Source organism: Shewanella sp. 492 (assembly GCF_059338445.1).
Genome location: NZ_CM181702.1, coordinates 3,693,179 through 3,715,050, shown reverse-complemented (window position 1 = coordinate 3,715,050; position 21,872 = coordinate 3,693,179). Strand labels below are relative to the sequence as shown.

Annotated in this window: 21 protein-coding genes and 1 pseudogene; 16 read left to right on the top strand and 6 right to left on the bottom strand. The window is 45.8% G+C overall.

What is annotated here, in order from left to right; all coding sequences use genetic code 11:
- Positions 1-66: 66 nt before the first annotated feature.
- Entirely contained in the window at positions 67-1,476 is a 1,410-nt protein-coding gene (gene glnA, locus AC5YBX_RS16325; RefSeq protein ID WP_475515132.1) for a glutamate--ammonia ligase, read from the bottom strand.
- Positions 1,477-1,843: 367 nt separating this feature from the next.
- On the opposite strand from glnA, the gene typA reads away from it, so the two are divergent.
- The gene (typA, locus tag AC5YBX_RS16320) at positions 1,844-3,670 is read left to right on the top strand and encodes a translational GTPase TypA (protein ID WP_475515131.1); all 1,827 of its coding nucleotides are present in this window, start codon (positions 1,844-1,846) and stop codon (positions 3,668-3,670) included.
- A 127-nt stretch (positions 3,671-3,797) separates the two neighbouring features.
- Here the strand turns inward: typA and hemB are convergent.
- Positions 3,798-4,615: pseudogene (hemB, locus tag AC5YBX_RS16315) on the bottom strand (porphobilinogen synthase); the annotation flags it as partial.
- Positions 4,616-5,095: 480 nt separating this feature from the next.
- Here hemB and AC5YBX_RS16310 point away from each other — a divergent pair.
- The 8 genes from AC5YBX_RS16310 to AC5YBX_RS16275 all read left to right on the top strand — a co-directional run bounded on the left by AC5YBX_RS16310 (position 5,096) and on the right by AC5YBX_RS16275 (position 12,358).
- The gene (locus tag AC5YBX_RS16310) at positions 5,096-5,854 is read left to right on the top strand and encodes a helix-turn-helix domain-containing protein (protein WP_494524069.1); all 759 of its coding nucleotides are present in this window, start codon (positions 5,096-5,098) and stop codon (positions 5,852-5,854) included.
- 2 nt (positions 5,855-5,856) lie between these two features.
- A complete protein-coding gene (locus AC5YBX_RS16305) occupies positions 5,857-6,531 on the top strand; it encodes a response regulator transcription factor (protein WP_220062291.1) in 675 nt (224 codons plus the stop codon).
- Positions 6,521-7,735 carry a sensor histidine kinase gene (locus tag AC5YBX_RS16300; protein ID WP_494524068.1) on the top strand — a complete coding sequence of 405 codons (1,215 nt, stop codon included), beginning with the start codon at positions 6,521-6,523 and terminating at the stop codon, positions 7,733-7,735. The genes AC5YBX_RS16305 and AC5YBX_RS16300 overlap by 11 nt, the downstream gene beginning before the upstream one ends.
- 473 nt (positions 7,736-8,208) lie before the next feature.
- Positions 8,209-8,955 carry an outer membrane protein OmpK gene (locus tag AC5YBX_RS16295; protein WP_494524067.1) on the top strand — a complete coding sequence of 249 codons (747 nt, stop codon included), beginning with the start codon at positions 8,209-8,211 and terminating at the stop codon, positions 8,953-8,955.
- 29 nt (positions 8,956-8,984) lie between these two features.
- Positions 8,985-10,739 (top strand): flavocytochrome c, encoded by a 1,755-nt coding sequence (locus AC5YBX_RS16290; RefSeq protein WP_494524066.1) that lies wholly within the window; start codon positions 8,985-8,987, stop codon positions 10,737-10,739.
- Between the two features lie 447 nt (positions 10,740-11,186).
- A complete protein-coding gene (locus AC5YBX_RS16285; RefSeq protein ID WP_494524065.1) occupies positions 11,187-11,498 on the top strand; it encodes a hypothetical protein in 312 nt (103 codons plus the stop codon).
- The gene (locus tag AC5YBX_RS16280) at positions 11,461-12,045 is read left to right on the top strand and encodes a cache domain-containing protein (RefSeq protein WP_494524064.1); all 585 of its coding nucleotides are present in this window, start codon (positions 11,461-11,463) and stop codon (positions 12,043-12,045) included. The genes AC5YBX_RS16285 and AC5YBX_RS16280 overlap by 38 nt, the downstream gene beginning before the upstream one ends.
- Entirely contained in the window at positions 11,984-12,358 is a 375-nt protein-coding gene (locus AC5YBX_RS16275) for a HAMP domain-containing protein (RefSeq protein WP_494524063.1), read from the top strand. Before AC5YBX_RS16280 ends, AC5YBX_RS16275 begins: the two co-directional genes overlap by 62 nt.
- 103 nt (positions 12,359-12,461) lie before the next feature.
- Here the strand turns inward: AC5YBX_RS16275 and AC5YBX_RS16270 are convergent, their stop codons facing one another.
- From AC5YBX_RS16270 to AC5YBX_RS16260, 3 genes are all read right to left on the bottom strand, one after another.
- Positions 12,462-13,676, bottom strand: a complete 1,215-nt coding sequence (locus tag AC5YBX_RS16270; RefSeq protein WP_494524062.1) for a 4Fe-4S binding protein — start codon at positions 13,674-13,676, stop codon at positions 12,462-12,464.
- Between the two features lie 266 nt (positions 13,677-13,942).
- Complete coding sequence (locus tag AC5YBX_RS16265) at positions 13,943-14,593, bottom strand: DUF2959 domain-containing protein (protein ID WP_494524061.1); 651 nt, start codon at positions 14,591-14,593, stop codon at positions 13,943-13,945.
- Positions 14,594-14,616: 23 nt separating this feature from the next.
- A complete protein-coding gene (locus tag AC5YBX_RS16260) occupies positions 14,617-14,838 on the bottom strand; it encodes a hypothetical protein (protein WP_475515128.1) in 222 nt (73 codons plus the stop codon).
- An 86-nt stretch (positions 14,839-14,924) separates the two neighbouring features.
- Here AC5YBX_RS16260 and AC5YBX_RS16255 point away from each other — a divergent pair, with 86 nt between their 5' ends.
- From AC5YBX_RS16255 to AC5YBX_RS16240, 4 genes are all read left to right on the top strand, one after another.
- Positions 14,925-15,872, top strand: coding sequence for a virulence factor BrkB family protein (locus AC5YBX_RS16255; protein ID WP_494524060.1), 948 nt, complete (start codon positions 14,925-14,927; stop codon positions 15,870-15,872).
- Positions 15,869-16,807 (top strand): alpha/beta fold hydrolase, encoded by a 939-nt coding sequence (locus tag AC5YBX_RS16250; protein ID WP_494524059.1) that lies wholly within the window; start codon positions 15,869-15,871, stop codon positions 16,805-16,807. The genes AC5YBX_RS16255 and AC5YBX_RS16250 overlap by 4 nt, the downstream gene beginning before the upstream one ends.
- A 101-nt stretch (positions 16,808-16,908) precedes the next feature.
- Positions 16,909-17,346 (top strand): D-aminoacyl-tRNA deacylase, encoded by a 438-nt coding sequence (gene dtd / locus AC5YBX_RS16245; RefSeq protein ID WP_494524058.1) that lies wholly within the window; start codon positions 16,909-16,911, stop codon positions 17,344-17,346.
- 3 nt (positions 17,347-17,349) lie between these two features.
- A complete protein-coding gene (locus AC5YBX_RS16240; RefSeq protein ID WP_494524057.1) occupies positions 17,350-17,808 on the top strand; it encodes a thioesterase domain-containing protein in 459 nt (152 codons plus the stop codon).
- A gap of 101 nt (positions 17,809-17,909) precedes the next feature.
- Here AC5YBX_RS16240 and AC5YBX_RS16235 read toward each other — a convergent pair whose 3' ends face one another.
- Positions 17,910-18,473 (bottom strand): NapC/NirT family cytochrome c, encoded by a 564-nt coding sequence (locus tag AC5YBX_RS16235; RefSeq protein ID WP_494520676.1) that lies wholly within the window; start codon positions 18,471-18,473, stop codon positions 17,910-17,912.
- A gap of 521 nt (positions 18,474-18,994) precedes the next feature.
- Between AC5YBX_RS16235 and AC5YBX_RS16230 the strand changes: the two genes are divergently transcribed.
- The 3 genes from AC5YBX_RS16230 (at position 18,995) to AC5YBX_RS16220 (ending at position 21,871) form a co-directional block, all read left to right on the top strand.
- A complete protein-coding gene (locus AC5YBX_RS16230; protein WP_494520677.1) occupies positions 18,995-19,405 on the top strand; it encodes a hypothetical protein in 411 nt (136 codons plus the stop codon).
- A gap of 295 nt (positions 19,406-19,700) precedes the next feature.
- Positions 19,701-20,246 carry a heavy metal-binding domain-containing protein gene (locus tag AC5YBX_RS16225; RefSeq protein ID WP_494520678.1) on the top strand — a complete coding sequence of 182 codons (546 nt, stop codon included), beginning with the start codon at positions 19,701-19,703 and terminating at the stop codon, positions 20,244-20,246.
- A gap of 23 nt (positions 20,247-20,269) precedes the next feature.
- Complete coding sequence (locus AC5YBX_RS16220; RefSeq protein WP_494524056.1) at positions 20,270-21,871, top strand: efflux RND transporter periplasmic adaptor subunit; 1,602 nt, start codon at positions 20,270-20,272, stop codon at positions 21,869-21,871.
- Position 21,872: the final 1 nt, after the last annotated feature.

Genomic DNA, 21,872 nt, shown 5'->3' with positions numbered 1-21,872 from the left:
GCGCCATAGCAATATAAATAAAAAAAACCGCCTATGATAAGGCGGTTTCATTATCTGCAGCGCAGATTACAAGCTGTAGTAAAGCTCGAATTCAACAGGGTGAGTCGTGCGCGCCACCCGCTCTGCTTCACCTTTCTTCAATGCGATATATGAATCGATGAAGTCATTACTAAATACGCCACCTTTAGTAAGGAACTCACGGTCAGCATCGAGGTTTTCGAGTGCATTTTCCAGTGAGGTTGCCACTTGTGGGATCTCAGCGGCTTCTTCTGCAGGTAGATCGTACAGATCTTTATCCATCGCTTCGCCTGGGTGGATCTTGTTTTGAATACCGTCAAGACCGGCCATTAGAAGCGCAGCAAAACCTAAGTATGGGTTTGCATGTGGATCGGGGAAGCGTGCTTCGATACGGCGCGCTTTCGGGCTTGGTACCACAGGGATACGGATTGAAGCTGAGCGATTACGGGCAGAATATGCCAGCATTACAGGGGCTTCAAAATGTGGCACCAAACGCTTGTAAGAGTTAGTGCTTGGGTTGGTGAAAGCATTCAGTGCGCGAGCGTGCTTGATGATACCACCAATATAATACAAAGCGGTTTCACTCAATCCACCATACTTGTCACCAGCAAATAGGTTAACACCGTCTTTAGCTAGTGATTGATGTACATGCATACCGCTACCGTTGTCGCCAACAATTGGCTTAGGCATAAAGGTGGCTGTTTTGCCATAAGCATGCGCCATGTTGTGGACTACATACTTAAGGATTTGAATTTCATCGGCCTTTTTTGTTAGCGTGTTGAAACGTGTGGCAATTTCGTTTTGACCCGCAGTCGCCACTTCGTGGTGATGTGCTTCAACGACTTGGCCCATCTCTTCAAGCACAAGACACATAGCGCTACGCAGGTCTTGTGAAGAGTCAACTGGTGCTACTGGGAAATAACCGCCTTTTACAAATGGACGGTGACCTGTGTTGCCATCTTCATAATGGGTACCAGAGTTCCAAGCCGCTTCTTTGGCATCAAGCTTGACGAAACAACCTGACATGTCGGTGCCAAATTTTACATCATCAAATAGGAAGAATTCTGGTTCTGGGCCAATCAATACGGTATCGGCGATTCCCGTAGAGACGAGATACTCTTCTGCTTTCTTGGCAATAGAGCGTGGGTCGCGGTCATAACCTGTCATGGTGCCAGGCTCAAGAATGTCACAGCGGATAAGTGCAGTGGTTTCTTCTGTAAAAGGATCTAATACAAAAGTGGTTGGATCTGGCATCAATACCATGTCTGATTCGTTAATGCCTTTCCAACCTGCGATTGAAGAGCCATCAAACATCTTGCCGTCTTCGAAGAAATCGGCATCAACTTGGTGATGCGGAATAGAAACGTGCTGCTCTTTACCTTTGGTATCGGTAAAACGCAAATCAACAAATTTGACTTCAAGTTCTGCTATTTGTTGTAAAACTGATTCTGCTGACATTCTTAAATCTCCGTGTAGGGTAGAGGGGATGCCCTTCTTATAACATTCAACTTACGCTTAACGCGGTACTGACCAAGATAAAGCGAGACTCGTGCCAATATTTTAAGCTGTTGAATAATAAAGGGATGCAAATAAGTGGAAGGAGTGGTGTAATCTGGCCTGCACCATATTGGTGCGTCCCTTGCCTTTTTATGGTGCATTCACCATCTTGGTGCGCACTGTGATGATCATGATTATTCATAGCTGACTAAAAAATAATCCTGTGCGAGAGTCCTCGTCTAGAGTAGAATGGCACGTTTTTTATTGCAATAGCTATTATTGAAGCTGTTAGTAATACCCTATTTTTTTGATGGTAAGAGGTTTATTTGTGTTAGAGAATTTACGTAACATCGCCATTATTGCACACGTTGACCATGGTAAAACTACCCTTGTTGATAAGTTGCTGGCACAGTCTGGAACCCTGGAGTCTCGGGGAGAAGCCGCTGAGCGGGTGATGGATTCGAACGACATCGAAAAGGAACGTGGCATCACGATCCTTGCAAAGAATACTGCCATCAAGTGGAACGATTACCGTATCAACATCGTTGACACCCCTGGCCACGCCGACTTCGGTGGTGAAGTTGAGCGTGTTCTTTCGATGGTTGACTGTGTATTGCTACTGGTTGATGCGGTTGATGGCCCAATGCCACAGACGCGTTTCGTCACCAAAAAAGCATTCGCACAAGGCTTAAAGCCAATCGTTGTTATCAACAAAATTGACCGTCCAGGTGCTCGCCCTGATTGGGTTATCGACCAAGTATTCGATCTATTCGACAACTTAGGTGCGACTGATGAGCAACTAGACTTCCCAATCGTTTACGCATCTGCGTTAAACGGTTACGCAACTTTAGATCCAGACGAAGAGGGTGTCGACATGACGCCACTGTTTGAAACTATCGTTGAAAAAGTATCATTCCCAGATGCTGACTCGGAAGGTGACTTCCAGATGCAGATCTCGCAACTTGATTACAACTCATATGTAGGTGTTATCGGTGTAGGTCGTATCAAGCGTGGTAGCGTTAAGACTAACCAACAAGTCACTGTCGTTGGTGCTGATGGTAAGACACGCAATGGTAAAGTCGGCCAAGTATTAGGTTACATGGGTCTAGACCGTACCGAAGTTGAAATTGCTAACGCTGGTGACATCGTAGCAATCACTGGTCTTGGTGAGCTTAAGATCTCTGACACTATCTGTGCAGTAGGCGCTGTAGAAGCACTACCACCACTGTCAGTTGATGAGCCAACATTGACCATGACTTTCCAAGTCAACACCTCTCCATTTGCTGGTAAAGAAGGTAAGTACGTGACTTCACGTAACATCCTTGAGCGTCTACAGCAGGAATTAGTGCATAACGTTGCACTGCGTGTTGAAGAAACTGAAAGCCCAGATCGTTTCCGCGTATCGGGCCGTGGTGAGCTTCACCTGTCAATCTTGATTGAAAACATGCGTCGTGAAGGTTACGAGTTAGCCGTTTCGCGTCCAGAAGTGATCATGAAAGAGATCGATGGCGTGATGTGTGAACCATTCGAAACCGTAACCGTTGACGTTGAAGAAGAACATCAAGGCGGCGTTATCGAGAAGCTAGGTACCCGTAAAGCTGAAATGAAAGATATGCAGCTTGACGGTAAAGGCCGTGTACGTATCGATTTCGTTATTCCAAGCCGTGGTCTAATCGGTTTCCAAACTGAGTTCTTAACAGCCACTTCTGGTACCGGTCTGATTTACCACACTTTTGACCACTATGGTCCATTTAAAGGTGGCGATATTGGTCAACGCGCTAACGGCGTGCTGATCTCTAACGCAACAGGTAAGGCGTTAACCTTCGCACTATTTGGTTTACAAGATCGTGGTCGCCTGTTTATTGGCCACGCGGCCGAAGTATATGAAGGCCAAGTCGTTGGTATTCATGCGCGTGCTAACGACCTTACAGTGAACTGTTTGAAAGGTAAGCAGCTAACCAACATGCGTGCATCGGGTACCGATGAAGCACAAGTACTGACTCCACCGATCAACTTAAGCCTTGAGCAGGCGCTTGAATTTATCGATGATGATGAATTAGTTGAAGTAACGCCGCAGAGCATCCGTGTTCGTAAGCGTTTCTTGACAGAAAACGAGCGTAAGCGCCACAACCGTGGTTCAAAAGACGCTTCTTAAGCCTGTGCTAGCACTTACGAGTCGCTAGCCCTTAAGCTTTAAGTATTAAAAGCCCTGAACATGCAAATGTTGAGGGCTTTTTTATCTCTATAGGTTCTTTAGTCCATGAGCTAGATGATGCCAATCAAATAAAGGTTTCGGTTATCACGGCTCGCTCATCGATCACCCCAGCTAGTGCGGCAAATTTAATCGCAGCATATTCACCACCGACTTGATATGCCGCTATAGGCAAATGGGTTTCCTGTCTCAAACGGCTGATCACATCTAAGTATGGGGTTCCTGGTTTGACCATCAGAATGTCGGCGCCTTCGGCTTCGTCTAATGAGACTTCAAGTAGCGCTTGACGACCATTAGCATAATCGAGTTGGTAGGCTTTCCTATTGCCACTGAGTTCACAGTTTACAGCGGCTCTAAATGGACCATAAAAAGCAGAGGCAAATTTTACCGAATGGGCCAAAATGGCGACGTGTTGAAAACCCGCGTCATCGAGTTCTTGGCGAATGGCTTTTATTTGACCATCCATCATCGCTGACGGGACTAACATATCGGCGCCTGCTTTAGTTGAGGTTATCGACTGTTTAACTAAATTTTCTACGGTGACATCATTATCAACTTCGTTGTGGTGCATCACGCCGCAATGACCGTGATCGGTATATTCACAGAAGCAGATGTCTGGAACCACCATCATGTCGGGGACGGTAGATTTTATGGTGTTAATCATGCCGGCAAGTAGGCCATTTTCATCCCAAGTATCGCTTCCTTAGGCGTCTTTGGTGTGTGATATACCAAAGGGCATCACATAGCGAATGCCAAGGCATATAACCTACGAACTTCATCGGCTAGGTGACTTTCGGGAATACGGCTGATACCAGACAGGGTCGAAATCGGTATGGTCTGCTCGATCTGCTCTTCAATAAAAATAGGGTGGGTTAAATCGGTGAGTGATTGGGTTTATTACAGGAGAAAATCTTCATGCATTAGCTGCTCGGACTCTGCGTGGGATGGATGGTTTCACATTCAATTATATTCGATCTGTTTATGTGATCGATTTAGAGCATTTATTGTTTTTAGTCTAATCCAAAGTTAGTTCAATGAGTTAATCAAGGTGTTTTGCGGTGGGAATTTTGGGTTATATCACTCATTTTACGCATGCTTATCGTGAGATTTCGACGAATGCCAAAGTCAGCTTTTTAAAGCGTGGCTAACGATGAGTATAAAACGCAGCACGTCAAAGTTACGTCAAAACTTGGGGGGAATTTATGTTTTTGTTGTGCAGTTAGAAGTTCCACACCATCAGCGTTTATCCAATATCATTAATTGCGTAGACTTATCGTCATCAGTTTAACAATTGTAACAAAGTTGTTTAATGCGGTGCATGCTAAGTGCCGCCGTAGTGGTTTCTGATAGCGCGTATGTGGTGTAAAAATGGAACGTTTAACTCAGCTGCCTATAACGAAAGCGGAAGCAACCCCAGCGATTGCCAGTACTGTACTCGATGATATCAAGCGGCCAATAGCCTCACATGGCTTTGGTGGCTTCTGGTTCCAAGGCATAGCTAACAGTGCTTATGAAGACTATCGTGAAAATAATCGCGGCAATTTACTGACACGGCGCACGCTACAAAGTGCTGCTGGCGTATTGGCTTCATCACCGACGGTGCAACAACTGCATCAACAATATCTGGCTCGTGTCGCCGCAACAGACATTAACTTTGGCGAAGCTCTGTGTCTAAAGTCTCCCTATTGCTATGTGTTTGACGAAGGTGGACGGCCAAATAAAGCTAAAAAACTCTTTAATCGATATGGTGTTAATACGGTCGTCAGCTGGCCGCTGAAAAACTTTGCTTCGAATGCTTGGAGCGGTCGATTCACTTTACTTGCTAAACATGATTATAAGGATCTAAATCTGACTGGGTTAGAGGTTACTCTTAAGCAAGCCCAAATGAATTTATTTGAACATTTTCATGATCAAATAAATCCCTACCGTCAATATAAGTTATTTAATCAAACCGCGATTAAAGCATTGAAAATGGCCGCTACAGGTTTACATAATCATGAAATATCACAAGAATTACACATTACCGTTCGTGGCGTAGAATATCACCTAGAATCTATGCGGAATAAGCTGTCAGCTAGCAATCGTGCTAATTTAGTACACATTGCACATCAACTGGAAATTATATAATTATGTTAGTGCTTCTTGTCGAAGATAACCGTCTACTTGCTAAAAATATTATTCATTATTTAGAACTGAATGATATCGAAACGGATTATTCTGAGACGCTCGCACAGGCTGAGCAGGCGATAATAAAGCGTAACTTTGACGCTATTATTCTCGACCTTAATTTACCCGACGGTGATGGTATTAGTGCCTGTAAAAAATGGAAAGCGCAGTGCATCATTGCTCCCATCATTATGCTGACAGCGCGCAGTAACCTGCAAGATAGGCTGTCTGGTTTTGAAGTGGGAGCCGATGATTACTTGGTTAAACCTTTTGCTATGGCTGAATTAGTGGCTCGACTCAAGGTGGTGTCGCAGCGGCGCCCGTCGCCGAATTTGCTTACAATTGGCGATCTTGAATTTGATTTTGCTGGACATAGCGTACATCGACAAGGGCAGCGATTAGTGTTGACACGTACAGGCTGGCAGATCCTGGCGCTATTGGCGAGAAGAAGTCCTGAAACAGTAGAGCGAGATGAAATTGAGAGATTACTCTGGCCCGATAGCTTGCCAGATAGTGATAGTCTTCGAAGTCATATTCATCTACTGCGTAAAATTGTCGATAAGCCTTTTGAGCAAAAACTGCTGCATACTATCCGTGGCGTAGGCCTATGTTTAAAGGTCGATGACGATGAAGCCTAAACTCAGTTTAAAGCGTGTCTATCAGGTTTATGGTTTAAGCTTTTTGGCGATCACTTTACTAATTAACAGTTTTATCCCGCTGTGTATGATGTGTACCGGCATGTTTAGCATGCATGAGATCACCATGAGAAATGCGGCTCAAGCTGCAGTGCAATACGCTAGTGCTGGAAATAGTCCCTTTCACACCGAAAATCTGAGCGTATTTAATAGCTGGGAGTCAGTACCAACCAAGATAAAGGCGATAAATAATGGCGTGCCCCCCGAAGAGCCTAATGACGTAAAGCACCAACATACCGATGGTAAATTCATCGATGCTTTGATGCTACATCAAGATGAGGCGGGAAAATCTAGCTATGTATGGCTGCACTATAATGCCACCCATGAGTTAGAGTTTGCCCCAAAGAATATGGCCGCCATCTGCTTATTGGTTATCATGACTTTCACTGTGAATGCTATTTTGGCATGGTATTTACAAAGCCGAGTCATTTCGCCAGTGCATCAGATCAGTCGGGCAATAAAGCAGCATGATTGGCAAAAGATGGAACAACTTCGATTTCCAAAACAGTGTTATGCCGAGCTTCAATCTATTGTCGATGCCTTAGACAGCTCGATTAAACAGCTTAAAGAGGCGCAGCAACGTGAGCTATCATTTTTGCGTTTTGCCAGTCATGAACTCCGCACGCCCATCGCTATCTGTCAGTCTTCGTTTGATATTTTGACCTTACAACAGGGCCAGTTAACGGGACCGACATTGCATGCCAGTCAAGCGACGACTCAAATGAAATCGATCACCGAAACCCTGCTGTGGTTAATGAGCTCTGATTGTAGTCCGATGGATAAAAGCCAGGTAAAGTTAGCCGACTTGTTGCAGAGCATTGTTTATGATCAACAATTTGCTCAAGGCAGCGAGGTCGAGGTGGAGTTATCCTGTGATGACACCCAATTATTAGTGCTTCAAGAGCCGCTGAGCATAGTGTTAAATAACTTGGTGCGTAACAGTTTAGAGCACGGTGCTAAAGGTATTAGCATCACTCAACGAGGTAATAGAATCGATATTGTTAACCCGTTGTCACGGCATAACTCCAGTGGTTTCGGGCTCGGTTTGATGTTGGTTGAACGTTTAACGGCACAGCTTAATTGGCACTATTCAACCAGTTACGATGATAACTTTTTTAGAGCAAGCCTCATCATACATTCAGCTTAACCTTTAATAACAACTCGCTGTTTAGTGATGGCAATAGTTGCATCGCTAATACAGCGCTTTGTTGTTTAAGTTGTATTTTATCTGTTCAATTAGCTCTCTTGTTTAAAATCTCTTACATCTACATAAAATAGTAAATAGAATGGTTAACCTACTCTGTTTTAATCACTATTCATCATGAGTTTGAATAATCTATTGATGATAACTACTCATGCTTTTTGCATTAGTCTCTGCTATCAATATTTTAGGGTTATTTTTATTTATATCTCATTTATATTTTGACGTTATTTTCACGAATATAATTTGTCAAATTTTCTAGATTAAATTTTTTATTTTTTTGCTGTTTTAAATTGGTGCTTTTACTTCTCTAATCCACACACTTTTTACTATTCAAAATTATTACACGAGCTAGCTCACAAAGAATTTTGCTTATTTATTTATCATGTCGAGGAATTTTAAAATTAAGGAATGTTTAAATGAAAAAGCAACTTGTCATAGCCTTGGCTGCGCTTGTCGTGGCGCCAGCCATGTCGGCTACATCAGTCGATTTGGGCTATAAGGCGTACACCTCTGATACTAAATCCGATAATGGTGGCGCATACGATCAGCCTTTTGTGAAGTTAACTCATTTCAACAAGGCGGATTGGGGCACTTTACTGGCCTATGTGAAGTTAGAAAACCCTGGCGAAATCGAAGATGCTCAACAGGGCAAAGACGGTAAGCTGACAGTGAAGTCATTACTGGTGCTTGATAAGCAGATTGCTGAAAGTCAGTACAACTTTTGGGTTCAAAACTTCTTAGTTAGTAATCGTACCGTAATGGAAGACAACTTCTATTTGGGGGTCACGACTAATCGTAAATATGGCGATTTGTTCATTAACGCGGGCTTAGGGGTTAACTATTCTGCAGCACACTTTGATCCTACTGGGGCCAGTTTCGATGGCATAAGTGGTTACGCAGCCGTGATAAACGCACGTTACCCTTTTGCTTTTGCGGGACTAAAACATTCATTGTCTGTCAATTATGAAGGCCAAATCGATCGTGATGACGAGCATATGAGCACGCTGGGTTATGACAGTTATGGCCATCAGATCATCACAACGTTAAAAACCAGCGTTACCGATTCTTTCTACACCAAATTGCATCTTACTCATTTCGACAGCTGGGGCTCAGTGCCTAATGACGGTATCGAATATGGCGTTGCCCTTGGTTTTACTTTCTAGTATCGGTTTGAGTTAAAAAGGAATAAACAATGATTAAAAGAACGATTATCGCCAGTGCAATTCTAGCTCTGGCCATGGGATGCTCTACACAAGAGAGTCAACCTATAGTGAAAAGTGAAGGTGCTGCTTTTGGTAAGCACGGAGAGATCCAGGTCCAAACTGCTACTAAAGGTGGTCAGTTGGTCGATATTAGTGTCATTAAGCAAAATGAAAACAAAGTATTAGCCGCATCGGTATTTACCGAAATGAAAGATGCCATGCTTGCTAGTAACAGCACTCAGGTAGATGGTATCAGTGGTGCCACAATCACGAGTAATGCTTTTAAAGAGGCGGTTGAAGGCTCTCTTGCTGCTGCTGGCGTGACCTTGGTTGCGGGTATGGCTAAGGGTAATACCCAAGCAGATGAGCAGCTGGCCAGTGAGCAGAATTTTGATGTGGTAGTGATTGGCTCAGGAGGCGCAGGTTTTAGCGCGGCAATCACCGCTAAAAATGCCGGTGCCAATGTGGTTATCATCGAAAAAATGCCAACTGTAGGCGGTAACAGCTTAATCACGGGGGGCCAGATGAATGTGCCAGGCAACTGGGTACAAAAGAAAATGGGGATTGAAGACAGTATCGAGTTATTTGTACAAGATACGCTTAAAGGGGGCGATTATCTTGGCGACCCTGAAATGGTGCAGATCTTAGCCGAGCAAGCGTTGCCTGCTGCCGAGTGGTTAAGGGACTATATTAAGGTCGACTTTTACCCAGATCAGTTATTTCAATTCGGCGGTCACAGCGTTAAACGTGGTCTGATCCCACGCAATCATACGGGAGCAGAGTGGATCAGCAAGTTTATGGCAAAAACCGATGAGCTGCAGATCCCCATCCATACCCGTACTACCGCCAAGGCATTGATTAAAGATCAGCAAGGTCGTGTGATTGGTGTTGAAGCAGAGAAAAATGGCCACAAGATAACCTACAACGCCAAGCGTGGTGTGGTCATTGCAACTGGCGGATTCGGTGCTAACGTGGCGATGCGTACCAAATATGTGCCTGAGCTAGATAGTCGTTATGGCACCACTAATGCGCGTGGGATCATGGGCGATGGCATTGTTATGGCCGAAAAGTTAAATGCTAAAACCCATAATATGGAGTCGATTCAGACTTATCCTATCTGTCATATCGATACTGGGGTGATCTCTTTAATTGCCGATTCTCGTTTCTTTGGCGCCATCGTGGTGAATAAAGAGGGCCATCGTTTTGTTGAAGAGTTAGAGCGTCGTGACGTTATCAGCCGTGCGATCCTAGCGCAAACTAATCAGCAGGCTTATGTACTGTGGGGCGCAGAGATCGAAGAGGTTGCCGATGTGGTTAGCGTACATAAAGATGAATTCGCTGAGCTTAACCGTAAAGGCATGATGTTTAAAGCTGACTCAATCGAAGAGTTAGCCGACAAATTCGGCGTCGATGAAAAAGCGCTTATGGCACAAGTTGACCGTGTGAATCAGTTTGCTAAAGCGGGTGATGATAAAGAATTTAATCATCGTGGTGGCCTGAAAACGATTATGAAGCCACCTTTCTACATGCTAGTAGCCAAGCCTTCTGTGCACCACACTATGGGTGGTTTGATGACAGATACCCATACCCGAGTGTTAGACACCCAAGGTAAGCCGATTGCAGGACTGTTTGCTGCCGGTGAAGTAACTGGTATGACGCACGGTTCGAACCGTCTTGGTGGTAACGCCATTACCGATATTACCGTATTTGGACGTATCGCAGGTCAAGAAGCTGCCGCGCAATAAGCGTTAATGCAGCAATATCATGCCGACCAGCCAGCTGGTCGGCATTTTTAATTCTCAATCATGAATTACTTGGCGGCGCATTGACTCGGAGCTGATTATTTCATCTTGCCCCACCCGTAACTGTCACCGTCTAATGTTACTTTTTATACGGCGTAAACTCGCTTAACGTGACAGGTTAAAGTTGCTTACTTTATGATTTCAAAGACATTTTAAGCAATACTACGAACTATTGTACAGCTATCGGCTCTGGCCGCTGCCGTATCTGCTACTGCGTTCATTGTTGTGACCATGTTGAGTTAATTGGTTGGCGCGCTGTCAGAAGAAGCACTGTGCCGACTTGGTTATTGTTAACGTTTTACTATTTTTTAGCTATAGGAAGTGCACAGTTGTTGAATTTTAAAAACATTAATCTCCTCATCAGTCATATTACTGGCGCTTAGCCTGTTGGTGTCTAATTGGCTGTCATATACCCATATTAGAGATCTCACCATTAGCAGTGTTAATCAGAAAAGTATCGCTTTAGTGGATGCCGAGTCGAGTAAACTCAGCACTTGGTTTGACAGCCAAGTATTAGCGGTTACCTCAGTGGTCAATAATTATAAAAGCGGCTTGCTTCATCAAGATTTTGCTGCGGTTGCTCGGTTAGCACAAAGCGGCTGCCATCTGACTAATATCTGCTTAGGATTTGAATCCGGCATTGCGTACTCTTCTAGTAGCGATCATGGCTGGACCGATGGGATTAGCCCCCGCAGATTATGATCCGCGTCAACGCCCTTGGTACAAGCAGGGGCGCAGTGCCGATGGGTTAGACATTACCGATGTTTATATTGACAAATTTATCGGTGAACAGGGCGTTTCAATTGTCACTGGTTTAGGTGACGGTGCTATTTTTGGCAGTATCGAACTCTCAAGGTTACATTCAAGCGTTGCCAATATCGCCTTTCCAGGTGCGGTGGCTGTTATCACCGATGGCACAGGTAAAATCATGGCATCGAGTGCGACAGAATATCCCATCGGTCAGCATTTCTCGGCAATGGGGCTAGGTCAGGTTGAGCAGCAGATGTTGTCCAATCAGGCCTCGCAGCAAGTATATCAATTTAACGGTATCGAAAAGTTAGCATTTTCTAAAGCGATTGAGTTGCTTAATGGTAAGCGATGGTATCTGTTTATTGGGGTGGATAAATCGGTTGCGTATGCGGAGGTGGAAGACGCACTGCATGATGCTATCACTGTTGGTGTTAGTCATGGCTATTTTGGCTTCCCTTGTCATATTAAAAATTCTCTATCGTCCTATTTTGGCGCTTAAAGAGATGGTGGAGGATCTGGCAATGGGTAATGGCGATCTAACCCGCCGCTTAACGGTCAATAGTGATGACGATCTTGGGCAGATCTCTGCCGGCATTAACCGCTTTATCGCTAAGCTGCAAGAGATGCTATTAGAGATAAAAAGCGCAGCAGCACATAGCTCTCACAGCGCGCAGTCGTTAAAGGCGATGCTCACTGGCAAGATGGGCATAGATGGCGTTCAGGCTGCCTTTGCACGATTGATGACAAACCAGCACCACATTAAGGTGATCATCAAACCGTGGCGAAGTGGGGCGCTACAAATGTTGGAATAAACGGTGTTATAACGTCTTACTATCATAAAAATCAGCTCTCAAGCCTGCGCTTTGAGGCTGATTTTTTATGCGATATTGAGTGCCTACTCGTTCTGTCTTGGGGTTAATGACCAATGGCGTTAAGATGTTGAATCAGGTACATCCGCATTTCAGTTGGGGTCTGGCTGACCCAAAAACCGCTCACATAGGCGATCAGTGGCAGCATAAATAGCAGCACGAATAACATGATGGTCAAGCCACGGGCAGATAGTGTGATGCCATTACGAGTACTTAAGTGCAGTGCCTCTTTTTTAGGGCAAGCGGATACACAACGCATACAGGCTTGGCATTCGTCTGAGCGAATATGCTTTTGGGTGTGCACGCTGATGGCCGCTGGGCAGGCGCGGGTGCATTTGTCACAGTTCATCCCTTTAGATTCGATAAGGCAGTGTTGGGTATTACGGCGTATTTTAAATGGGCTTAAAAAACTCAGTAGCCCAAGTAGTGCACCATAGGGACAGATGTAGCGACAGAAGCCTTGGCGTCGCCAAGCGACTATTGCCAAAATAACCCCGAAGCAAATTAAGGTGACCAGTCCTGGGGTGATAAAAAATAGCGCCATTTTTAGGTCGGCAACTTTATGGTAGTTACCGTTGAGGTAATGGGGGATCGATGCACTAGGCATACCGATCACAATGTAGAGTAAGGCGGCCAATAGTAGGTATTTGAGCATACGAAGTGGCCAGTCTAGCCATGCTGGTGGCAGAAATTCACGTTTAATGACGCGTTTTCTGAGTTTGTACAGGTATTCACCCGCCAAGCCCAGTGGGCAAGCCCAGCCGCAAAATGCTCGCTTACACAATAGCCCTGTCAGTAGTACCACGGTGAGCATCACAGCTGCAGCAGGGTGGTTTTGATCCCAAATGCCTAAACTTAAAATGGCCTTTAGCTCGATCCCCCCCGCGATAGGTAAAAATCCATCACCTACATCGGGGCGCATTAACCAAGGCGTTATGCCCATTTTTAGTAGGGCGGCATTAGCGGCAAACTGTAAACCCACCAGCAACATGGACAGTGCCAGCAGGTGTTGGCATACCTCCCTTAGGGTGTTGGCTCTCACAGTGCCTTTAATCAGCTCAGGGTGATAGCGGTTGGCGATAGCCAGTCCAGTGACGGCGATAAATAGCGCTAATAATAGCGGCCAGTAAAGGGTGATTGCCAAGGCGCCAATGAGTAGGCCTCCCGCCAGCAGTGCCCCCCATTTTTTGCCGCTCCAATAGAGCAAACTGATGCTATACACCAAGGCTAACATTAAGGTTACAGATTCGATTATTGTCATTGTGGAAATACCAACTAATAGCTTGTATCTATAAGAGGAGATGGGATGATCTTAGTTCTTCTATGCTATCGATAGTGTGGTGTGAATCGCGAAATTAAGCCCTTATATGCCCGGTTTGATGATCTGTATCGCCTTGTTAGTAAGGTGTAATACGGCTAAAGCAGCATTGATGTTCGCTTAAATTAGTTCACTGTATTTGAGTTGGTGTGCTGAAAACAGAAGACACAAAAAAGCCCTCAGACGTGAGGGCTTTTTTGAATAGGCAGTTAATTTGCCCCTTCGAGGGATTCGATAAACTGGGTCGACTCGGCTATCGATTTATTCATTTCGTTAATTAGGCTAGAAATATCGGTTTGCAGGCTGGCAAACTCGCCCTTAATGGCGCCTATGGCTTGGGCATTAAGGTTATGCTTGAGATAAAGCATGTTGTCTTTCATCGCCGTTAAAATGGGCGCCATTTTGCCCTCGGCGCGGCGCATGGTGCGCATCAGTTGGGTGTATGAGCGCTGGGTGTCGCGCAGTTTAGCCTCGCTATTGCGTCGTAGGCTGGCTTTACTTATCTCACCAATCTCTGTTTGCCACTCATCAAAGAGTGCTTCGGCGACATCTTCTACTTTATTGATACGACTGCTGACCTCGTCGGCGGCCTCTTGTGAGGCTTCGTACTCATCTTTGGCCTTGTTGTAAGCGCTTTGCAGATCGCCGCCATCATGATTGAGCAGTGCCTGCATCTCCTCTAATGCCGAGCTAAATTGTTCTTGCGCCTCTTGCTGCGACTCTTTGGCATCGCTTACTCTGTCAACCATGATGTCGCGTTTATGGTAACCCACTTTTTCCATCGCACCGTAATAGGCACTTTGGCAGCCGCTGAGTAGCATCACCGAGGTGATGATGGCTGCAAATAGTCTGTTTTTCATCCTAGAAGTATCCTTGTGTGAGTTTAGTCAGCTCTAAATTTGGCCGCGTCGATAATGCTCCATAGATGGGCGATACCGCCTATAATTGCCGGAACAATCAGCCACCATAAAGCGTAACCAACGATGGTGATGATGCAAAAGAGTAAGGCTGCCAAGATGCGTCCTTGCACTAATTGTCCCAACCCCGGGAAAAAGAAACTTGCGATAGCGGCAATCACATTGCCTGCAGAACCTTGTTGAGACATGAATTTATTCCTTACACTTGTATCTAGTGTCTTTAAACTTGTAATCTAGCTTACGCAGTTAACACTACTTGAATCAAGAGAATACCGTGATAAATAGAATCGACATAAGCCTGTTTCGTTCCATTATGCTAGGTATCTGGGCATTTATGATACATCTAAAGCAGCGTGTGGCGGAAGATCAGATCAACATGCGCGCCGGTCATTTGGCTTACGTGACCCTATTATCTTTGGTGCCTATGGTGGCGGTAACCATGTCGATGCTGTCGGCTTTCCCTGTGTTTAAAGGCATTAGAGTGCATATCGAGGCCTTTATTTACAATAATTTCATCCCCTCGGCAGGCGATAGCGTACAAACCTATATTAATGAATTTGTGGCTAATGCATCCAAAGGCACTGTGGTGGGGATTGGCGCCTTGGTGGTGGTCGCGATTTTACTGATATCTAATATCGATAAATCGCTTAATGGTATTTGGCGCACCACACAGCAGCGCCCATTTGCGGTCTCCTTGTCTATGTATTGGATGGTGCTGACCTTAGGCCCTGTACTGATGGGCGCGAGTTTAGTGGCGACCTCTTATGTGGTCTCGCTGCAACTGTTTAATGATACCGAGTTTGGCGACGTGGTACCTTGGTTAGTCGAGCGCTTACCCATGCTGTTTTCTGTGGCGACCTTTTTACTCATCTATATGGTAGTACCCAACACTAAGGTGAAGTTTTTCCATGCCTTATTAGGCGCAATTGCTGCCGCGTTGCTGTTTGAACTGGGCAAAAAAGGCTTTGCATTATACCTCACCGAATTTCCGGCCTATGAAGCTATTTATGGTGCATTAGCCACTATCCCTATTCTGTTTATGTGGGTCTATCTGTCGTGGATCATAGTATTGATTGGCGCCGAGATCACTGCCGCCATGCCTGAATATTTAGATAAACGCCTTTTATCACTTGATGATAGCGATGAGCCAGCAGCCGATGCCGTCAACCATGACGAAAGTGACACTAGCAGTAAGTCTAAAGATAACGCCGCTAAATCATGAGCGTGTTTGATGCCTTTGCGCTGATCCGCCAAGATTGGTTAGATGTCGGCGATGGTCATCGATTATTCTTAGCCCAATATGGCGATGCCGACGGCATTCCTGTGCTTTATCTGCATGGTGGCCCTGGGGCGGGGTGTTGCGTTGATGAGCTTGCTCTGTTTGGCGTCGAGGGCTTACGTATTTATATGTTAGATCAACGCGCCGCAGGGCGCTCTAAACCCTATGGCCGCTTAGATAATAATGATCTCCACAGTTTATTAACCGACATTGAGAAGGCCAGACAATGGGCTGGAGTGGCGCGCTGGTGTCTGCTGGGGGGCTCATTTGGGGCAACGCTAGGGTATCTATACAGTTGCATCTATCCGCAGCGGGTGCAGGCTCTGGTGTTGTGGGGCCTGTTTATTCCATCGGCGGCTGGTGTCGACTGGCTTTATGGCCGCCGCGGCGTCGCGCAAATTTTTTCCTGCCAATATCGCCAGTTTGTTCGTCGGATCAATGATGATATTGAGCAACTCTTACAGCAATTTGAGCAGGACTTTAATAGTCAAGATAGTGATATTCGGGATGAGGCGATACAACGTTGGCTAGCTTGGGAATTGGCGCTCGCCGCCCCAGGTATGAGTGTCGATAATCTTGAGCAAGGCAGGGTGTTGGCCCGCATCGAGTTGCACTATGCTCGCCACGACTATTTTGGGGCTTATCCATTGATGCAACAGGTTGGGGCCCGATTACAATGCCCCACCGTTATCTTGCAAGGTGAGCTGGATTGGGTGTGTCCGCAGCGGTTAGTGGATGACTTTTTAAACCAATTTGGCCCGCCATTATTACGCTCTCGCCTAGTAAAAAGCGGCCATCATACTCTTATCGATACCAAGATGCGTCAGGCGGTCAGCGATGCGGTTGCGCAAATGACCCGTTACATTAAACATCAATAAAACAGATCGACAACTCGTGCTGCTTAGCTGAGCTAAGCCATAGACAAGTGGTTTTCGCCGACAGGGCGGTAATACAGACGTAGATAAGGAGAACAAGGGTTGTGATAGCCTTAATTCAGCGGGTAAAACAGGCGAAGGTCGAGGTGGCAGAAGAGACCATTGGCGCCATCAATCAAGGCTTATTAATTTTGCTTGGTGTAGAGCGTGAAGATGATATCGCTAAGATGGAAAAGTTGGCCGCTAAGGTGATGAACTACCGCGTTTTTGCCGATGATAATGGCAAGATGAACCTCAATGTGCAGCAAGTGGGCGGAAGCCTGCTGGTGGTGTCGCAGTTTACTTTAGCTGCCGATACTGGCCGTGGTTTGCGTCCCAGTTTTTCAGGGGCAGGCACCCCGCAGCAAGCCAAGGAGTTGTATCACGCCTTTGTGGATTATTGTCGAGCGCAAGGTATGGCGGTCGAAACGGGTGAATTTGCTGCCGATATGCAGGTCAGCTTAATTAATGACGGCCCTGTGACCTTTAATCTGCAGGTGTAGCCTATGCCCCTTAAGATCGCTGAACGATTAACGCAATTGGCTGAGATCTGGCATAACACCATTCCGGTGAGTGAGTTTATGCAGATAACGCCATTGTCATATCATGACGACCTCTTTAGCGTATCGGCACCCTTAGCTCCCAACATTAACCTGCATAACACTATGTTTGCCGGCAGCATCTATACCTTGATGACATTAACGGGTTGGGGAGTGGTTTGGCTTAATCAAAGTCTGTGTCAGGTTGCAGGGGATATAGTGCTGGCTAAGGCGGATATTCGTTATCTGGCCCCTGTTGATGCGACGCCTGTCGCCAAGGTGCGCTGGCCAGATGCTGATTTAAGTGATTTAGCTAAGGGACGTAAGGTGAAGGTGACCTTACAGGTCGCGCTTTATTGTGGTGACAAGTGTTGCGCCGAGTTTGAGGGGATATATGTGAGTTTGCCGCATTTATCCTTGGCATAACTATCGATCCATAGAGAGGGGTTGGCATCAAATAACAAAAAAGCCTCATTATTGAGGCTTTTTTTGGTTTTCATCGTCCGGCTGGTGCTGAAAATCTATGATTATCCTTTTGGATAAACGTGAGCAACGCCTTTGTGACAGTCAACACAAGTCTTACGCTTGTCAGCGTCTTTCTTGAAGTTGTTTTCGTGCATTCTCTTGGCCATCTTCTTCATGGTTTCTGGCTGGTTCTCGTAAATACGAGTGTGACAATGCTGACAGTTAGCGCTGTCGTTAGCGCGGAAATATTTAAGTGCAAGGTCTGCTTGCTCTTTACGGTTTTCGTCTAACCATTCTTGCGTGTTAAAGCCATCGATAGTCAAGAAACCATAAAGGTCTTTAGACACGATGATCTTTTTAATCAGGTAATCAACTGGACCGTGAGGTAAGTGACAGTCTTGACACTGTACTGTGATCCCTGCGCTACCACCACCATGGGCAGAGGCTAACACTTCATCCTTAAGTGAATGATTGCTATGGCAAGACATACAGAATTCATCTGTACTGGTTGCATGTAATGTTTGCTGTGTCGCGAAATAACCCACAACACCGATGACAACACCGACCACAATGAGGGCTAGTATTGAGTATTTCGCGCTTGGTTTGAATAGTGCACGCCAGTTCATCGCTGTATCTCCAAAATATAGTTGTTTTATCTAATATTTACTTCATCTCTGACACTGAGTATAACCAGAAGCAGACGGTGGATCTGGGTTTATAACTGTAAAATGAGAGCTAGCTCTAACTCTAATTTACATTAATGAGAATATCGTAATTTGATTAATATATATGCGTATTAACTAAAGTTACTGCAAACTGAAGGATGTAGCAAGGTTGATCACGTCTTTGCGTTAACGTTGTTCTTGTTGTGAATAGTTTGCTAGGTGTTCATCTGTGACGGTGGCTAAATATTTCTGGAGCAGGGATGGAACCTATTGGTGGTTATGCCGGTCTATTGCAACAGGTGGGCATTGATAAGCATAATTTAGTGCCGGCCTCGATAAACTTATCTTGCTGAAAGGCATATTGAAATAGGCAGGTTATTACCTTTAGATATCACTGATGTTTGTCAGGAAATTGTGAATTCAATCAAGGTTGTTTAAAAATTTCGTGATAGACTGACGCTATCTCATTGTTAGGAAAGTTCATGCGCAACGTATTTCGCCACCATACATTAGTTATCTTTACTCTGTTCGCCATGTTGGGACAGGTAATGCTATCTAATGGTTTTTCTATGGTGCCCAATGCCCAAGCCCATGATTTATCCATGATGATGCAGATGAGCAATAGTGAAGTGTGTCATCCATCCGAAATAGTGCGTCAAGCTCACTGCTGCGATGCCGAGCAAAATATGCTTCCCGCGGCTCAGCATTGCTGTGAAGGCAATGGATATTGCGAGGGAGATTGTACCCACTGCTTAGTGATTTCGATGACAGGCACTCTATTTAGCGTCACGTCTTGGCCAGACTTTCGCGGCTCAGAATCTATCTTGGCTACTCAAATGCCTCATTTCCACTCCATCTCGTTAGGGTCAGAACTTAAACCTCCGATTGCGTAACATTGTCGGCTATTGCCGACGCTAGATGTTACCTGCAATGTCAGGTCTGATTTTTAGCTTTAATCTTTTATATATTTTTAGTCGTTAACCCCTGCTATGTGCATGGCGATAGATTGTGCGATGTCACCATAAGCTGACTTGTCAGTGTGATGCGCCTTCTCTACCGTCGTTTTATGCAGTAACGGGATATTAACGGTGATTATTTTATATTTAGCCGTCAATTACTTAAGCCATATTTGGCTATAACAAGGCTCAACGCCTAGTAATACGGCCACCATTACGATGGAGTCAATCAATGAAAACCCTTATCAGTTTAGTGCTCACTGCTTTTCTTTTTGTTATCTCGGCGCCGATGGCATCTGCCCATCAGCACGCTCATGGTGAGCAAGCCGGGCAACATTACGATTGCCCTATGCATCCTGAAGTTGTTGGTGAGAAAGGTGATACTTGCCCAAAATGCGGTATGAACCTCACACCAGTTAAAGGTGCTGCTGAACATAAGAAATGCCCACACGGCGAACATCAGGCAAGTGCGTCAGCACACCATGGTCAGCATGATGCCAGCAAGTGTGATAACTGTCCGAAACATAAAAATGATGCTAAAGCGACTGTAAAATACGACTGTCCAATGCACCCAGAGGTCATTGGTGAAAAGGGTGATACCTGCCCCAAGTGTGGAATGAACCTCACGCCAGTTAAAGATGCTGCTTTGAGTGCAAAATACGACTGTCCAATGCATCCTGAAGTGGTTGGTGAAAAAGGGGATACCTGCCCTAAATGCGGTATGAACCTCACGCCAGTTAACGCGGCTCATGGCGCAGCAACGCATAAACATCACTAATTACTGAGTGGGACTGAGGCATTATGAGTTATTTCAATATGAGTGATAAGCGTAAACCATTGACGTATTTCGTCAGTGTATTACTGATAGCAACGCCGCAATTGAGTGCGGCCCAAGTGGAGTTAAGCGGCAGTGATAGTGCGGCGCAAATCCAACATCAACATCTTGGCGAGCAAAAAACCTATGTGTGCCCCATGCATCCAGAGGAAACCAGCCATGAGGCCGGCAGTCGCTGCCCGCAGTGCAATATGTTTCTGGTTGAGCAACAACATGAGTCGGCATTAAAAGATAAGGCCGCTAGCGCCGAGCAAAAAACCTATGTGTGCCCCATGCATCCAGAGGAAACCAGCCATGAGGCCGGCAGCCGCTGTCCGCAGTGCAATATGTTTCTGGTTGAAGAGGAGGAGGAAGAGGCCGTCGATACCGCCCATGCCGCGCATCAAGCTGCCAGTGCTGAGGCGTTTGATCCCTTAGCCCAAGCCAAACCCGCTCCTTTAACTGGTGAGCCTTCGATCAAATATGTCTGCCCAATGCATGCGCATATCATCAGCGATGTGCCGGGTACGTGTCCTATCTGCGGCATGAACCTTGAAAAAGTTGAAGTGGGCGGTGGCCAGTCTGAAATCGAGATCCAAGTCTCCGGTGGCATGCAGCAAGCCTTAGCGTTAAAAGTAGCGCCAGCGACACGGGGCACTATGTGGAAGTTTGTCAGAACCGTTGGTCAGATAGGCTATGACGAGAGTGAAATTAGCCACATTCACGCTAGGGTCAACGGCTGGATAGAAAAGCTCGCCATTAAGTCTGTCGGCGATAAGGTGACGAAAGGCCAGTTGCTGTATGAGATCTACTCGCCAGACTTGATCAACGCGCAAGATGATTATCTGTTGGCGCTGGGCAGTTTACGCAGCTCGGGCAACAGTAAAAACTATCAAGATTTAGTGCGCCGTGCCGGATTGAGGCTTGAGCTGTTAGGCATGACTCGCGGCCAAATTGAGCGCCTAGCCAAGACGGAGCAGACCCAATATCGGGTGCCCTTTTATGCACAAACCGATGGCATAGTGAAACAGCTGTCGGTTAGAGACGGTATGTATATTCAGCCTGCCACCGAGGTGATGTCATTAGCGAACTTGTCTAAGGTGTGGGTGATTGCCGATGTGTTTGAGAATGAGCAGAGTTGGATTGCTTTAGGGCAACATACCGAAGTGTCAGTGCCTGCGATGGGACTACAAGATATCGAGGGCGTAGTCGATTATATCTACCCCGAACTTGATCCTGTGACCCGCAGTTTACGGGTCAGAATCGTGCTCAATAGCAGCGACGTGGCACTGCGCCCCAATACGCTGGCCAATATTGCCATTTTTGGCGGTCCTAATCGTAATGCCTTAGTGATCCCGCAAGAGGCTTTAATCCAAACTGGGCATGAAAACCGGGTGATTGTTAAGCAGAGCGACAACAGTTTTGTGGCGCGCCAAGTCACTGTGGGCATGATGTCTCAAGGTAAAGCGGAGATCCTCAGCGGCTTAAGCGAAGGGGAAAACGTGGTGATCTCGGGGCAGTTCTTGCTGGATTCAGAAGCCAGCCTAAAAGGCAGTTTAATGCGCCTTAGCAGCGGCCATCAGCACTAGG